Origin of the sequence: Trichocoleus sp. AS-A1 (genome assembly GCF_039962015.1) — a bacterium.
GTDB lineage: Bacteria > Cyanobacteriota > Cyanobacteriia > Cyanobacteriales > FACHB-T130 > FACHB-T130.
Genome location: NZ_JAMPKG010000001.1, coordinates 35,959 through 51,433, shown reverse-complemented (window position 1 = coordinate 51,433; position 15,475 = coordinate 35,959). Strand labels below are relative to the sequence as shown.

The following is a 15,475-nucleotide window of genomic DNA, read 5'->3' as shown; positions in this document are numbered from 1 at the left end:
AGCCGTGGGGGTTGACGCTAGCTCAATCCACGGCTACTCTGAAGGCAACTTCTGAACCCCAATCAGGGCTGGGCTTGTAGATATGTCTAAGGTAGACTTTACTGTAGCAATTCGCACTTACAACGGGGAAAAGCTTCTACCAGCCGTTTTGGAGCGATTGCGATCGCAGGTAGGCACCGAGCAGATTTCTTGGGAAATTGTTGTCGTCGATAACAATAGTACTGACAACACCGCCAAAATCATTCAAGAATATCAATCTAACTGGCCTCAAGCATATCCGCTCATGTATTACTTTGAGCCACAGCAAGGCGCAGTGTTTGCAAGACTACGCGCCATTAAGGAAGCAAGAGGTACTTTTATTGGTTTTTTGGATGATGATAATTTTCCGAACCCAAATTGGGTAGCAGCAGCCTACTCCTTCGGGAAATCTCATCCAAAAGCGGGTGCTTTTGGAGGCCAGATAAAAGGGGAATTTGAAGTTTATCCGCCAGAAAACTTTGAAAGAATTCAATCTTTTTTGGCACTGAAAGAAAGAGGTTCAAAACCTAATCTATACGACCCGGAGAATTTAAGCCTTCCTCCAGGAGCCGGATTAGTTGTCCAAAAGCAAGTGTGGCTAGACAACGTTCCCGCTCAACTTGTTCTTCAGGGACCAGTTGGGTCATCCTTGGCAGCCAAAGGAGAAGATTTTGAAGCGCTACTCTACATCGGACGCGCTGGTTGGGAAATTTGGTACAACCCCGAAATGTGTATTTATCATCAAATTCCCAAGTGGCGGCTAGAGAAAGATTACTTAATAACCCTGATTCGGGGGGTAGGCTTAAGTATTTGTCAGCTACGCATGATTAATGCTAATAATTGGCAAAAGCCAATTATTATTACCAGAATCCTTTTAGGAAACCTGCGTAGAGCCATTCTTCAACTAATTAAATATAGAGGTAAGTTGAAAACTGACCTGGTTGCTGCTTGCGAAATGGAATTCTTCTTAAGCAGTTTAGTGAGTCCATTTTATTTTTTGAAAAAAAGTATGCAAATGAAATTTCTAACAGGGAAAAATTAGTAAAAATACAAGAATTACAACTAAGTAGTTCGAGGAATTTTGTTAATTGATTTTATTAAGCTCATAACCGTTGACTTTTAATAAGGTTCAATTAATCAAACGAACGTCTATTGAACTAAACTTGACATAGACGTGCTAAGTTTCGCCTGGTTGAACTGGTTTTTTAAAGGGTAGCTGCATCAACCATGTCAATTTTCAAGAAAAAAATCAAGGTTTTGCTCTATGGAAATGTACATGGAGCTTATCGTTGCGAAAATTTGATCAAGTTTTTGTTGGATTCTGGATACTATGTTTCCTTCGTCTATCCAGACTTTTACCTCCGAGGAAGAGGAAGACAAACCTTTTTTGCTCAGTTTATCCGCAAAGTTTTCTCTAAATTTTATCTCATAGAGCTTTTTGTAAAAGCAGCTTTGACAGACGTAATCTACGTATTGCCAATGAGCGCTAATTTTATTCAAAGTGCTTTGTGGGTGTCAAAAATATTTAAAAATAAAGTCGTCATAGAACCATATATATCGATGTATGACACTTATGTAAGAAATAAAGATGACATCCAAGAAGGAAGTAAAGCAGCCAAAGAAATATTGAAAAAAGATATCCTAGCGTTTACAAAAACAGATTATATCATTCACCTGTCCGCTTATGAACTTGCTTACTGGGCAAAAGTTTTAGACGTTGAACTCGATCAAAATAAAGTTTTTATTGCTCCTTTATTTACCGAATCTAGACTAAGCCTTAAAAGACAATTTATGGAGGATGGTATCCTAAATATCTGCTGGTGGGGAACAATTCTTCCTCTACACGGAGTAGATAATATATTACAAGCTATGAAAATTCTAAAGGAAAAAGAGATACCGTTTACTTGCAATTTATTTGGTGCTTATGGATCTGGATATGCAGAACGGTTTCATGCCTACGAAAAGAAAATCAAGGAAGAGGAACTAAGCGATCGCGTTTTTCTTAGAAAAGATTTAAAGTTTTCTGATGGCTCTCTACCTAAATATTTAGTAGAAAATTGCGACCTAGCCTTAGGTGTATTTGGTAATAACGAAAGGGCGCGTAATAGTGCAACCCCCAATAAATTAGTCGAATCCCTTGCAATGAGAATACCAACCTTGAATATGAACTTTCCTGGTTTAAAAGAATTCTTCGACCCAGAAGTAGACTTTTGGACTTGCGAACCGACAGGTGAATCAATCGCTCAAACAATTCTTACGATCGTCAATGGTACAGCCCCTCCTGTGGACTGGGAACAGACTCGCCTGAAAGCGTTGAATACTTTTAGCCTAACTCGATATCAGGAGGTTGTGACTAAAGTCTTAGATAAAGTTGAAGATGACTTGCAAAGAGAATAGGTGTCAAATATATTAAGTAGCCAGTACATAAAATTACTTAATATAGATACGGGTGCGAAGCGGAAGATTGATTTATGAAGTTAAGTATTATTATTCCCTGTTTTAATGCAGCAGATACCCTTGCGATTCAACTTGAAGCATTGGCAAACCAAGACTACTTTGACTCATGGGAATTAATTATTTCCGATAACGGCTCCACTGACGATTCACTAGCAATTGTGGAACAATATAAAGAACGGTTACCCAATCTCCGCATCGTTGATTCATCTAAACAGCAAGGGCGTTCCTTTGCACGTAATACGGCTGCAAAAGCGGCGACTGGCGACGCACTGGTGTTCTGCGATGCTGACGACGAAGTGGCTCCTGGATGGGTTGCTGCTATGGGGGAAGCACTCTCGAAGTATGAATTCGTAGCAGGTCGCCTTGAATATCAAAAGCTTAACGATCCTTGGGTACAAAAAGTTTATACACTTAAGCAGCGAAATGAGCTTCTTGAATACAAATATCCTCCTTATCTGCCCTTTGCAGGTAGCTGCAATCTTGGTGTTAAACGCTCTCTGCATGAATCTATCGGCGGTTTTGATGAAAACATGATCCGACTGCAAGATGTAGACTATTGTTGGCGGCTCCAACTTGCCGGGATAAAACTTCACTTTGTAAAAGACGCAGTCGTTCATTACCGGCTCCGCAGCACTCTGGACGGTATGTACAAGCAGGCACGCCTGTGGGGAGAGTATGATGTTTTTCTATATAAAAAGTATCAACCCTTGGGTATGCCCCAGCTTTCATGGAAGACCAGTGGAAAAGCTTGGTTGCACTTGTTAAAGCGCCTTCCAAAAGAAGTATTCATTAAGGAAACCCGTAGTAAATGGGTAAAAGATTTGGCTTGGCGCATAGGACGTTTACAAGGTTGCGTTAAGTACCGAATTTTAGCCTTCTAAGAATTGCAATTATTGTCTGAGATACAGGACAGAATCTTAAATGTTTTCAAGAATTAGAGTTGGAACATTTCTAACCTTTTGGATACTTTACCTTTTCTCCAGTTTGTCTCTTTTTTTTACCGGAGTACTTGGAGTCAAGCGTTCCGACTTACTATTTCATTCAGATTATCATCGAGTTATTACTCAACTAACCACGTATAAAATTAATTTTTGGCGCACTCATACTCATCCTTTATTTATTCTTGTCTTTAATCCTCTAGGATTTTTACTCAAAAAAATAATTGGTTCTGGGGAAATTGTTGGCATACTATTTAGTACCTTTTTTGGAGCTGTTTGCGTTGTTTTAACCTTAGTTTTTTTCCAAAAACTGGGGTTTAAGCCTTTTCACGCCATTCTCTACTCGACTATCTTAGGATTATCTACCTCTCATATATTTTTCAGTTCGGTTCCCGATACGTTTATTTTCGCTGCCTGTAGTCTGATAATTATTTATTTGCTGGCAGTTGCTTACCCAGGCAGCTTAATCTACATGGTTCCAGCAACTATTTTTGCGCTTGGCATGGTAATAAGTAACGTAGTGCAGGGGATTATTGCCTATTTTTTCAGCATCTATCAGGGTAGGTTTAATCAAAAACTTTTTACAAAACTGATTGTTTTCATCGGGTTAGTTTTGTCTGGTGCTATTGCTTTGAACCTCTTGCAGAAGTTGATATATCCAAGTGCCGATCTATTTTTTATTCCAGGAAGTTATTACTCTAAAGAGGGAGATTATGTAAATTTGCCCGATCAATCTAGCAGTATTTTTTCGAGAATCCTAAAATTGCTAGGATATATTTTTATATTCAATTTTATTGCCATTAAGCCGCATATATGGAGAACTATTGAAGATAACCCACCTTCTTGGGTAAAACTTAATTCTGCACCTGCACCTTGGGTGAACTTCGATCCTCCATCTATTACAGCACTTTACATACCAGGCATTATCGCTTTTTTGCTGTGGACAGTTTTACTCCTTTGGAGTCTTTATGCCTTTATTAAGTTTCGCGCCGATAAAATGCCGATAATGAGGAGTTTAATTTTTTGTATTTTATTTAATTTTTTACTACATAATATTTATGGAAAAGACTATGAGCTGTTCTTGTTTACTCCGAATTGGACTTTTTTAGTATTGAGTTGGATGGCTCTTTCTCTAAAATTCTATAGTCATGCAGAAGGGATTAGCTCAAAAGTATTAAATGCCTTGTTATTACTATTTGTAATCACCCAAGTTTTAAATAATGCACAATTCGTAGACACGTTAGTTTCCTTGTATCAACAATCAAATTTAAGCTTGAACAAAGTATAACGAGTTTCGTAGTCAAGATAGGGCATGTTTAAGTATTGCGAATTTGCCGTAAGCTAGCTTGAACTGATTAAAGGAGTTGATAGGGCTAAAAAAGCGAACTAACAAAAATCTCAAATTCAAATCTAATCAAGGAGTATAGAAGAAGCATATGTATTTTTCGCGTATTTTAGTCAATTTACTGAACTATTGGCGAAGATTAAATCCTTTAACTCGAAACCTCTTGCTCTTTACGTTTGCTAATGTTGTCGTCGTAAATTTTATATTAATAACCCTGTTTTTTACAGAGTGGAAAGACCTAGGATTATCTAGAACTGAAATCTTCTTGCGGTACGGGCGAACCATCAATGATTCATGGAAACCCATGCTAGAAGCGTTCAACTATATTCAATCCGAGCATCAGCAATTATTATACTCTAAGGTTTTTTTTGAAGAACAAACAAAATTTTAGTATCCCCTACCTCTCTGCTGGTCTTCTATTTTCTAAAAATAAATGTAGTTGAGGGATTTCTAAGAAATATTGGATTATCTATATTTAATACTTTAAAATTTATTTCATGGAATTTTATTATCCTAACGATTTTTTTTGTTATTCAAATATTTAATTTAAGTTTAAAAAAGCACAAATGGAAAGAAAACGGAGCAATACCAAGATTCGAGCAAATTGCTATCAATTTTTTCCTAGTTTGTTTAAGTTTGAGTTTTTACCCAGTAGTGAAAGCCTATACATTAGGGCAAATTCAGTGTTGGCTTAATGCTTTGTTTGCTGTGCTTTTTTGGTGTTGGATGACAGATAGGAAAAAAATCGCAGGCATTTTAGGAGGAATAATGTGCCTGATTAAGCCCCAGTATGCTCTGATTTTGATATGGGGAATTTTGCGTAAGCAATGGAGCTTTACTCTGGGATTTATCGCCACAAGCTTGCTTGGATTGATAGTTTCAATATCCTTAACGGGACTTAAACGAAAATTCAGAAACAATAAAGGTATAATCCTGACATGGCAAGTATTCCACGTTAAAGATTGAGCCATGAAAGAGACAACTCCTGCCGCCATGCCTGCTTGTTTTGAGAGATGGTGTAAACGCTTTGATGATATCTGGACGCATCAAGCCCAAAAACGGGAATTTAAGAACTATATAGGCGGATTATTGGGGGAAAGTGAACGAAAAAACCTGTCTCAAATGGCGGATAACGCGGTGGGAGTGACTTACCACCGATTACATCATTTTTTGACGGAAGCGCCTTGGTCAGTCGAACAGGTAAATGAGCGCCGATTGCTGGTGATGAATCAGTGCAGCCAAACCCGAATCAGTAGAGGATTCACGTTAATCGTTGATGACTCCGGGCATAGAAAAAGCGGCAATTTCACAGCCGGAGTGGGACGGCAGTACATTGGAGAAATCGGGAAAACCGATAACGGGATAGTAGTGGTAACGACTCATCTGTATGATGGCAAAAAAAGCCTACCGCTAGATATAGAGTTATATCAACACGCCAGTTCTTTACCTCAAGGAAGAAAAGACCTTGAATTCAAGAAAAAGCCAGAATTAGCCTTAACTTTAATTGACCGCAGTTTATCGAGAGGATATCGACCTGGTATTGTGCTGATTGATGCGGGCTATGGAAATAACACAACGTTTCTGCTGGAACTAGAAAAAAGGAGACTAAAGTATCTAGGGGGATTAGCCAAAAATCGCAAAGTGATAACTCAAATAGAGTCAAATAAACTCCAAGAGATTCGCCTAGATCAGTTAGGTCAATCCATGCCAGTTGAGGACTTTACTCCTATTCAACTCAATAAGGATAAACAAAAGACCGTTTGGGTGGCAACGGTTGAAGTTGAACTCGACAAGCTAGAAGGAACGAGAACAATTGCTATCGTCATGAATGCCTCAACCTTCGACTCTTCTAGTGATGTTGATTATTTTATTACCAATGTTGACTCAAATATAGCCACGCCGGATTGGATAGTTGCTACCTATGCTCAAAGGAATTGGGTGGAAGTATTTTATCGGGAAGCTAAAGGCTGGTTAGGGCTATCTGAATATCAAGTCAGAGATTATAGAAGCCTGCTGAGACATTTCATTTTGGTGTTTTGTGCCTATACATTTATTTTATGGCACACCAAGACTGGAGGATTAAGAAGGCGTTGGGCATCGAAACCTTTAAACACCTTTACTGAAGCATTAGAAGCGTTTCGGACAGCCATGTCTTTCCGTTTTGTGCAGTGGCTGAATCAAAATTGGGACGTATTCTCAACTTATAAAGAGGCTTTGGGCTTTATTTGGGCTTGAAATCTGTCTAAGTCCCGTTAATCGGCTTTGCAGATCATGTTAACTACTTAAGCGTATTATCATTTATTTCCAAGCACGGCGAAACTTTTTTTACAAACCAATCAATTAATGGTGTTTTAAATAGATTGCTATTTAACGGTCCCATTCTTAACTTTAATCATAATTCTTTCCCGCCCTATAACCCTTGGGTTTACTTGGGAACAATACTAAGTTCAATCGCTTTAATTTCAGCAGCTCTATTCTTGCCAATGCTAACGAGTGAGAAAGGAAGTATCACGGATTTCTCTATTATTGCATTAACCTCTACAATTGCTTCTCCAATTGCTTGGGAACATCATTATGGGATTCTTTTGCCAATTTATGCTTTTTTACTTCCTTATTTATTAACCAAAAAAGTATTAGGAAAGTTTACGATTTATTTTCTGGCTATAAGTTATTTCTTGACCAGTAATTATTTTGCGATCGCTAAGGATTTAGCGTACAAAAAAATAGCTTTTCTCCCCTTAAACATTTTTCTGTCTTATCTCCTTGCTGGTGGTTTGATGGTTTTAGTATGTCTATACATTTTAAGAGGTACGAAATATGAGATAAATGAGAGTAACGATAACCTTGAAAATAACGTATTTATTGAGTAGTAACAATTAGTGGCGATCTGCTGCAAATAAACTTTAAAACTATCAGAGTCTACTTAACATACTGGTTATCAACGATTGTGCAACTTACCTGCGTATTTTTCTCAAATGCTCTTACCAAATTAAGAAGCTAGGTGAGAAATTGCCTTCTTTGCTAAATCTTTATATAAAAGAATGCATATTTAGGGAGTCTTGATAGTTTATTAACGATTTTTCGACTAAAATCATTACGGAATAAGCGATTAAATTTTTTATTATTTAATCTCGGCTTAAACTGGTACATCTAGATAAAAAAGCTACTCTCTGTGAGAATTACGAGGTTATTGCATGAAAGCAGCGCTGCTTACTGGAGGACTTGGTACTTAGGAGAGTAAAGTGGGTATTGAGTCCTAAAGTCGGAAATCATTGACTACATACAGATGCACCACAGCTTGCGAATAAAAGTCATTTAAACCGTGGTGTTGTTGACTGTAGTATTTACTACAAGCTGGGGTACTTTAAAACGAAGTTTTGCAGTGAATCTGCCTAAAAAAATTATTTCTATCAGAAAAAAGGTTTAAAAGCAAATGAAAATTCCCGCATTTCCTAGTGATAAACAAAATTCAACTAAGCTAGCTGATAATTCTATAAAATTTCCTTATATTAAAGCTTTAAGACCACGCCAGTGGACAAAAAATCTGATTGTTTTTGCAGCGCCCTTGTTTGCTTTCAGTATTAATCTGGAATCTTTGCTAGGCTCTTTACTGGCGTTTGCTTTGTTCTGTTTGACTTCGAGTAGTTTCTATCTACTCAATGACATTGCAGATGTAGAAGCTGACCGTCTACATCCAGTCAAGAGTAAGCGACCCATTGCCGCAGGCTTAGTTAGCGTGCCAGTGGCGATGGTAATGGCAGTCTGTTTGCTGGGCACTGGTTTAATTGTCGGCTGGTTGCGATCGCCCTACTTGGGAGCAACCATCACCGCATACGCACTGCTGCAAATTGCCTATAACCTGCGGCTGAAGCGGACTGTGATTTTGGATATTATTGCGATCGCAATGGGTTTTGTCTTACGAGCCTATGCAGGTGCTGCTGCAACAAACATTGTTTTATCCCCCTGGTTTCTCCTGTGTACTGCTATGCTGGCTTTGTTTCTGGGTGTGGAAAAGCGCAAAGCAGAACTGCGGCTATTGTCAATTAGAGGTGGCAAGACCCGGTCTGTATTGAAGCGCTACTCGTTGCCTTTACTCAGCCGCATGGAAAATACAGTGACAACCGGCGCAGTCATAACCTACGCGATCTGGAGTTCCGGACCTCAAGTTCGTGGAGCATCAACACCTTGGATGTTACTTACATTACCCTTTGTTTTATACGGGGTTTTCCGCTATCAGCTACTGAGCGATCCGCAAGAAATCGCTCGGAGAAGCGATATCGATGACGAAGGAGGACAGACTGAGCGTCCGGAGGAAATTTTATTAAAAGACGTGCCGATTCTCCTGACGGTACTCTCTTGGATCGTTACCAGCTTTGTCATTCTATTCCTGAAACGTCAAGGGCTAATCGAGTAATTTTTGAGTTGTTAGTCTCTGAACTTGTTGTGGCTGAACTTGTTGTGGCTGTGAGTGAAATGACCAAATGTTAAACCGAGTGTCTCTGTTCTTTTCCCGCTCTGTTAAACAAAAATCTAAAAAACCGGCTGTCAACCAGGGGCCTTACAGTTTTCCGAGAGAGGCGTACAGCTTGGCAGCCATAGAGCTTGACTTGCTAAAGCTTTGCGGAATTCAAGGGATTATTATCGATTTAGACAACACCATTGTTTCTGAAGACGATCGCTACGTGTCTCCTGATGCCGAAGCTTGGATCGAACAGGCAAAATTACAAGGATTTCAATTTTTCATTCTCTCGAATGGCAAGCGCCGGTATCGGGTAAAGGCTTGGTCCCATCGTCTAGAGATTCCAGCAATCAACCCAGCCAAGAAACCCTTTCCTTTTGCCTTCCGTAAAGCCATCAAATATATGCGGCTTAAACCAAAACAAGTTGTCGTTATTGGTGATAGCCGTCATACAGATGTGTTAGGGGCATGGCTAAGCGGCTGTGCGAGCATCCAAGTTGCTACGCTTCCTCATCCCTTTCGATGGTGGGAAAAACTCCTGGGAAAACGAGTCCAAACACCGTGGCCTAACGACCGCGAGCTTTGGGATTTTGATTCTTTTTATTAAGCGATGGCTTAAGCAAGCTGAATATCCAAGAAAGTGTCGTTGTTTATGTTAGCTAATCTTTTGTTTCCTTTTTTAATCTTGCTGACCGTTGGCTTAAATACTCTCGCACAAACATTGTTAAAATTGGGAGCCGGTCAAAATCCCTTAAATCTTTACTTGCTGGGTGGGATTTTAGTTTATGGTCTCAGTACAGTTTTCTATATTTTAGTTTTGGGGAAGTTTAATTTATCAGTTGCTTATCCAGTGGTGATTGGCTTAACGGTGGTAGCAACGACGATTGCCGGAGCAGTTATTCTCAGGGAGAAAGTTTCTCCGGTTGATTGGGTGGGAGTGGGATTGATGATCAGTGGAATTTGCGCGATCGCTTTTGGCAGATTGTCTTCAATAACATAGTTAGTATTCTATCGGCAACCTTCTAGGCTACTGCTCTAGCCTACAAGCTTGAATCGCAAAATTAGTCGATTTTGCGATTTTTTTGCTGTTTTTATGAGTTAAAAATTTAAAACTACTAGAGGCTCAACTTTTTAAAGTTTTAATAAAGACCCTCTATTTGTTTACTGTATCTTTACAGATATCTCAGTATTTTCCGCTTAGAATATTTAATTAGAGAAAATTGATTTTTTCGACTAAGAATACATTTCTATTATACATGAATCTATCTAAAGGTATAGATTCATTTTCATGAAAAAAGAGGCGATCGCATGAAAGCAGTGATACTGGCTGGAGGCCTTGGAACTCGACTCACGGAAGAAACCACAATCAAACCAAAGCCGATGGTGGAAATTGGTGGACGACCTGTGCTGTGGCATATTATGAAAATTTACGCAGCTTATGGAATCAACGATTTCATTATCTGCTGTGGTTATAAAGGCTACGTAATTAAGGAGTATTTTGCCAACTACTTCTTACATATGTCCGATGTCACGTTTGATATGCGGTTTAACCAAATGAATGTGCATTGTGGCTATGCCGAACCCTGGCGAGTCACGTTGGTAGATACCGGAGATCAAACGATGACCGGAGGACGCTTAAAGCGAGTTAGAGAGCATATTGGGAATCAAACCTTTTGCTTTACTTATGGAGATGGCGTAGCGAATGTCAATATTCAAGAGCTAATAGACTTTCATCGAGAGCAAAAGTGTTTGGCAACCTTGACTGCAACTCAGCCACCGGGACGTTTTGGAGCGATTTCTTTAGAACCCGATCAACATAAAATTACCACTTTTCGGGAGAAGCCTGAAGGGGATGGTGCTTGGATTAATGGGGGTTACTTTGTTCTAGAGCCGGAAGTCATTGATTATATTGAAGATGACTCCACAATTTGGGAGCAAGAACCCCTGAAAAAATTATCTCAAGATGGACATCTGGCTGCTTACAGACATCCTGGTTTTTGGCAACCAATGGATACTTTACGAGATAAGAACTACCTAGAAGAACTTTGGAAGAGTGGGAATGCTCCTTGGAAAGTTTGGTAACAAATTTTTAGGATAAACACTCATCCATTTCAGTTGCAGGGGCAAGAACTCTTATGTATGATTTTGCAATTATTGGCGGCGGGATTGTTGGACTTTCTACAGCAATGGCTTTGGGCAAACGCTATCCCTCTGCCCGTATAGTGGTGCTGGAAAAAGAGAGCCAGTGGGCGTATCATCAAACCGGCAATAATAGTGGCGTGATTCACGCTGGCATTTATTACAAACCAGGAAGTTTCAAAGCTAAATTTTGCCGAGAAGGAAGCCGCTCAATGGTAGAATTCTGCCGAGAGCATGGCATTGCGCACGAAGTCTGCGGCAAAGTAATTGTGGCAACGGAGGAAAAAGAGCTGCCACGATTAGAAAGCCTCTATCAACGCGGCTTGGAAAATGGGTTAAAAATTAGCAAGATTAGTGCAGAGGAAGTCAGAGAAATTGAACCTCATGTCGCCTGTATCGCGGGTATTCGGGTGTACGCAACCGGGATTGCCGATTACAAGCAGGTGGCTCGGAAATATGCTGAGCTAGTTGAAGCCCAAGGTGGAGAACTTCGCCTCAATACCAAAGTTGAGAAAATTGTTGGAACGGGGGAGAATCAGGTACTTGAGACAAATAACGGCACGTTTGAAACGCGCTTTGTCATCAATTGTGCCGGACTGCATAGCGATCGCGTTGCCAAATTAGGAAACGTCGATCCGAAAGCGAAAATTGTCCCTTTTCGGGGAGAATACTACGAACTCACGCCAGAAAAACGCTATCTCGTCAAAACCCTGATTTATCCGGTTCCTAACCCAGATTTCCCCTTCCTGGGCGTTCACTTCACCCGGATGATTGATGGAAGCGTCCACGCAGGACCCAATGCCGTTCTCAGCCTCAAGCGTGAAGGCTACAAAAAGACAGACTTTAATCTGCGTGATTTTGCTGAAGTGATGACCTATCCAGGTTTTTGGAAACTAGCGGCAAAACACGCCGACGAAGGCATTCAGGAAATCATTCGCTCCTTTAGTAAAGCCGCCTTTGTGCGGAGCTTGCAAAGGCTGATTCCGGAAGTGCAATCGGATGACCTGATTCCCACCCACGCTGGGGTTCGCGCTCAAGCTTTGATGAACGATGGCAAGTTAGTAGACGACTTTTTAATTGTTAAAGGCGATCGCTCCGTCCACGTTTGCAATGCGCCTTCCCCCGCGGCTACCTCTTCCCTGGAAATTGGCAAAGCAATCGTAGAGCAAATTCCGGAACCCCAACCCCTACAAACAACTGTTAGCGTTTAGGAATTGAACGAATGAAAGTATTAGTAACAGGAACAGAAGGCTATCTCGGCTCGTTACTCGCGCCCCTTTTGATGAAACGCGGACACGAAGTGATTGGGGTGGACACCGGCTTCTACAAAGTAGGTTGGCTGTATAACGCCACCGATTTAACTGCCAAAACCCTCAACAAAGATTTGCGGCACATCACACCAGAAGACTTAGAGGGTGTCGAGGCAATCGTTCACATGGCAGAACTTTCCAACGATCCCGCCGGACAACTCTCACCCAATATCACCTACGACATTAACCATAAAGGTTCAGTTCGCCTTGCCAATCTCGCGAAGGCAGCGGGTGTGCGGCGCTTCGTTTATATGTCTTCTTGCAGCGTCTACGGCGTCGCCACAAAAGATGATGTGACTGAAGAATCTCCCGTCAATCCCCAAACCGCTTATGCAGAATGTAAAACCTTCGTAGAACGAGATGTCAAGCCACTCGCAGATGACGATTTTTCTCCGACCTTTCTGCGAAATGCCACTGCTTTTGGGGCATCTCCCAGAATGCGTTTTGATATTGTTTTAAACAACTTGGCGGGCTTAGCTTGGACAACGAAAGAAATCAAGATGATCAGCGACGGAACTCCCTGGCGTCCGTTGGTTCATGCCCTTGATATCTGTAAGGCAATTATCTGTACCCTAGAAGCACCTCGCGACATTGTTCACAACCAAATTTTCAACGTCGGGGACACCGCTCATAACTATCGAGTTAAAGAAATTGCGGAAATTATTGCCTCAGTCTTCCAAGGATGCCAGTTAACCTTTGGAGAAAATGGCTCGGATAACCGCAGCTATCGAGTTTCTTTCGAGAAGATTAACAAAACCCTACCGGGATTTAAGTGTGAATGGGATGCCCAGCGGGGTGCCCAGCAGTTATTCGATTTGTTCAAGCAAATTGATATGACTGAAGATATCTTCTTGTTCAGAGGGTTCACTCGCTTGAAGCAGCTAGAGTACCTAATTCGCACCCAACAAATCGATCGAGACTTTTTCTGGAGTAAGGAGGTATAAATCATGGCGATCGCTAAGTGTCGTTTTTGCAGCAAATCCCTTGAGCACACCTTTGCCGATCTAGGGATGTCACCCATTGCCAATGACTACCTAACACCAGAACAGCTGCGTCGGGCAGAAAAAAGTTACCCACTTCATGCCTATGTTTGCGAAAGTTGCCTTTTGGTGCAGCTAGAAGAGTTTGAATCTCCCGATCATATCTTTGGGGATGGAGACTACGCTTACTTTTCTTCTTACTCAGACAGTTGGTTGCGTCATGCCAAAGCTTACACGGACTTGATGGTAGAAAGGTTTGGGTTTGACAAAAATCATCAAGTCATTGAAATTGCTAGTAATGACGGCTACCTGTTGCAGTATTTCCATGAAAAGGGAATCCCGGTTTTAGGAATCGAACCAGCGGCAAATGTAGCAAAAGTTGCAGAGGAAAAAGGAATTCCCAGCTTAGTCAAGTTCTTTGGGGTGGAAACAGCTAAGGAACTGGCAGCAGAGGGGAAGCAAGCCAATCTGTTGTTGGGCAACAACGTCCTCGCCCACGTTCCGGATGTGAATGATTTTGTAGCGGGAATGAAGATAGCCTTGAAGCCAGATGGCATCTTGACAATGGAATTTCCCCATTTGTTACAGCTGATGCAGCAAAATCAGTTTGACACAATTTATCATGAGCATTTTTCCTACTTCTCCTTCTTAACCGTCGAAAAAATCTTTGCAGCTCACGGTTTGACCTTATTTGATGTCGAAGAAATCCCGACTCACGGCGGTTCGCTGCGAATTTACGGCAAGCATGACAATGCGGCTGAGCCAGCCATGAGCGATCGCGTCAATCAATTAAAATCCAAGGAAACCCAGGCAGGCTTAGATAAGATAGACACCTATCTGACCTTTGGAGAAAAAGTCAAAGAAACCAAGCGCAAGCTACTGACTTTTTTGATTGAAGCGAAACAACAGGGGAAAGCGATCGCAGGGTATGGTGCCCCAGCCAAAGGCAATACCCTCCTAAATTATTGTGGAGTTCGCACAGACTTTGTTGATTTTACGGTAGATCGCAGCCCTCACAAGCAAGGAACCTTTCTACCCGGCACTCATATCCCCGTCCTCAACCCCGACGAAATCCGCGAAAAACAGCCTGACTACCTGCTAATTTTGCCTTGGAACCTCAAAGAGGAAATTATGCAGCAGATGGCATTTATTCGAGAGTGGGGAGGCAAATTTGTAGTCCCAATTCCAGAAGTGCAAGTTTACCTATGATATTCACCGAAACCAAACTCAAGGGTGCCTTTATTATTGACATAGAGCAACGAGAAGATAATCGAGGATTATTTGCTCGGACTTTTTGTGCCAATGAATTTGCAGATCGTGGATTAAAGCCAAACGTTGCCCAATGCAACCTATCCGTGAACTACAAAAAAGGGACGTTGCGGGGTATGCATTATCAAGCAGCCCCCGCCAGCGAAACAAAATTAGTTCGCTGTACCCGTGGTGCCATATACGATGCAATCGTCGATATGCGTCCAGAATCGCCCACGTATTTGTGTCATGTTGGCATCGAACTAACCGCTGAAAACCGGCGTGCCCTGTATATTCCTGAAATGTTTGCCCACGGTTTCCAAACCCTAACCGATGACGCCGAAGTGGTATATCAGATGAGCGAGTTTTATACACCAGGGTATGAGCGCGGGCTGCACTATGACGACCCCATCCTGGGGATTGAATGGCCCTTACCCGTCAGTGAAATTTCCGAAAAAGATTTATCCTGGCCTTTGTTCAGCTCTTATGTTCTTGTCGGGGCATAATTTTTTCTAACTATTGAGCGAGTTGTTCGATACAGAACTACCCGCTCAATGTTTGGATAATGTAGAGTGAATGGA

The 15,475-nt window shown here is 41.2% G+C and carries 14 protein-coding genes; all 14 read left to right on the top strand.

The window, feature by feature from the left end; all coding sequences use genetic code 11:
* The first annotated feature begins 82 nt into the window (after positions 1-82).
* Positions 83-1,060: a hormogonium polysaccharide biosynthesis glycosyltransferase HpsE gene (gene hpsE / locus NC994_RS00220; protein WP_190436068.1), complete on the top strand. Its 978-nt coding sequence runs from the start codon at positions 83-85 to the stop codon at positions 1,058-1,060.
* Positions 1,061-1,245: 185 nt separating this feature from the next.
* Positions 1,246-2,415, top strand: coding sequence for a glycosyltransferase (locus tag NC994_RS00215; protein WP_190436065.1), 1,170 nt, complete (start codon positions 1,246-1,248; stop codon positions 2,413-2,415).
* Positions 2,416-2,489: 74 nt separating this feature from the next.
* Entirely contained in the window at positions 2,490-3,356 is an 867-nt protein-coding gene (locus tag NC994_RS00210) for a glycosyltransferase (protein ID WP_190428863.1), read from the top strand.
* A gap of 40 nt (positions 3,357-3,396) precedes the next feature.
* A complete protein-coding gene (locus NC994_RS00205) occupies positions 3,397-4,701 on the top strand; it encodes a hypothetical protein (protein WP_190436062.1) in 1,305 nt (434 codons plus the stop codon).
* Between the two features lie 1,026 nt (positions 4,702-5,727).
* Positions 5,728-6,993 (top strand): IS701 family transposase, encoded by a 1,266-nt coding sequence (locus tag NC994_RS00200; RefSeq protein WP_190436059.1) that lies wholly within the window; start codon positions 5,728-5,730, stop codon positions 6,991-6,993.
* A gap of 242 nt (positions 6,994-7,235) precedes the next feature.
* The gene (locus tag NC994_RS00195; protein WP_190436056.1) at positions 7,236-7,628 is read left to right on the top strand and encodes a hypothetical protein; all 393 of its coding nucleotides are present in this window, start codon (positions 7,236-7,238) and stop codon (positions 7,626-7,628) included.
* Positions 7,629-8,191: 563 nt separating this feature from the next.
* Complete coding sequence (locus NC994_RS00190; protein WP_190436054.1) at positions 8,192-9,172, top strand: decaprenyl-phosphate phosphoribosyltransferase; 981 nt, start codon at positions 8,192-8,194, stop codon at positions 9,170-9,172.
* Positions 9,173-9,239: 67 nt separating this feature from the next.
* Positions 9,240-9,824 carry a YqeG family HAD IIIA-type phosphatase gene (locus NC994_RS00185; protein ID WP_190436052.1) on the top strand — a complete coding sequence of 195 codons (585 nt, stop codon included), beginning with the start codon at positions 9,240-9,242 and terminating at the stop codon, positions 9,822-9,824.
* A 45-nt stretch (positions 9,825-9,869) separates the two neighbouring features.
* Positions 9,870-10,217: an SMR family transporter gene (locus NC994_RS00180; RefSeq protein ID WP_190412201.1), complete on the top strand. Its 348-nt coding sequence runs from the start codon at positions 9,870-9,872 to the stop codon at positions 10,215-10,217.
* Positions 10,218-10,525: 308 nt separating this feature from the next.
* A complete protein-coding gene (gene rfbF / locus NC994_RS00175) occupies positions 10,526-11,299 on the top strand; it encodes a glucose-1-phosphate cytidylyltransferase (RefSeq protein WP_190412202.1) in 774 nt (257 codons plus the stop codon).
* Between the two features lie 53 nt (positions 11,300-11,352).
* A complete protein-coding gene (lhgO, locus tag NC994_RS00170) occupies positions 11,353-12,567 on the top strand; it encodes an L-2-hydroxyglutarate oxidase (RefSeq protein ID WP_190436050.1) in 1,215 nt (404 codons plus the stop codon).
* 11 nt (positions 12,568-12,578) lie between these two features.
* A complete protein-coding gene (locus NC994_RS00165) occupies positions 12,579-13,610 on the top strand; it encodes an SDR family oxidoreductase (protein WP_190436048.1) in 1,032 nt (343 codons plus the stop codon).
* A gap of 3 nt (positions 13,611-13,613) precedes the next feature.
* Positions 13,614-14,855, top strand: a complete 1,242-nt coding sequence (locus NC994_RS00160) for a class I SAM-dependent methyltransferase (protein WP_190428869.1) — start codon at positions 13,614-13,616, stop codon at positions 14,853-14,855.
* Entirely contained in the window at positions 14,852-15,400 is a 549-nt protein-coding gene (gene rfbC / locus NC994_RS00155) for a dTDP-4-dehydrorhamnose 3,5-epimerase (protein WP_190412206.1), read from the top strand. Before NC994_RS00160 ends, rfbC begins: the two co-directional genes overlap by 4 nt.
* The last annotated feature ends 75 nt before the right edge of the window (positions 15,401-15,475 follow it).

Excerpts from the sequence above, each read along its gene's own strand:
- lhgO (WP_190436050.1), top strand. The coding sequence starts at position 11,353 with ATGTATGATTTTGCAATTATTGGCGGCGGGATTGTTGGACTTTCTACA.
- NC994_RS00165 (WP_190436048.1), top strand. The coding sequence starts at position 12,579 with ATGAAAGTATTAGTAACAGGAACAGAAGGCTATCTCGGCTCGTTACTC.
- NC994_RS00205 (WP_190436062.1), top strand. The coding sequence starts at position 3,397 with ATGTTTTCAAGAATTAGAGTTGGAACATTTCTAACCTTTTGGATACTT.
- NC994_RS00215 (WP_190436065.1), top strand. The coding sequence starts at position 1,246 with ATGTCAATTTTCAAGAAAAAAATCAAGGTTTTGCTCTATGGAAATGTA.
- NC994_RS00190 (WP_190436054.1), top strand. The coding sequence starts at position 8,192 with ATGAAAATTCCCGCATTTCCTAGTGATAAACAAAATTCAACTAAGCTA.
- NC994_RS00180 (WP_190412201.1), top strand. The coding sequence starts at position 9,870 with ATGTTAGCTAATCTTTTGTTTCCTTTTTTAATCTTGCTGACCGTTGGC.
- NC994_RS00160 (WP_190428869.1), top strand. The coding sequence starts at position 13,614 with ATGGCGATCGCTAAGTGTCGTTTTTGCAGCAAATCCCTTGAGCACACC.
- hpsE (WP_190436068.1), top strand. The coding sequence starts at position 83 with ATGTCTAAGGTAGACTTTACTGTAGCAATTCGCACTTACAACGGGGAA.
- NC994_RS00210 (WP_190428863.1), top strand. The coding sequence starts at position 2,490 with ATGAAGTTAAGTATTATTATTCCCTGTTTTAATGCAGCAGATACCCTT.
- rfbF (WP_190412202.1), top strand. The coding sequence starts at position 10,526 with ATGAAAGCAGTGATACTGGCTGGAGGCCTTGGAACTCGACTCACGGAA.
- NC994_RS00200 (WP_190436059.1), top strand. The coding sequence starts at position 5,728 with ATGAAAGAGACAACTCCTGCCGCCATGCCTGCTTGTTTTGAGAGATGG.
- NC994_RS00185 (WP_190436052.1), top strand. The coding sequence starts at position 9,240 with ATGTTAAACCGAGTGTCTCTGTTCTTTTCCCGCTCTGTTAAACAAAAA.
- rfbC (WP_190412206.1), top strand. The coding sequence starts at position 14,852 with ATGATATTCACCGAAACCAAACTCAAGGGTGCCTTTATTATTGACATA.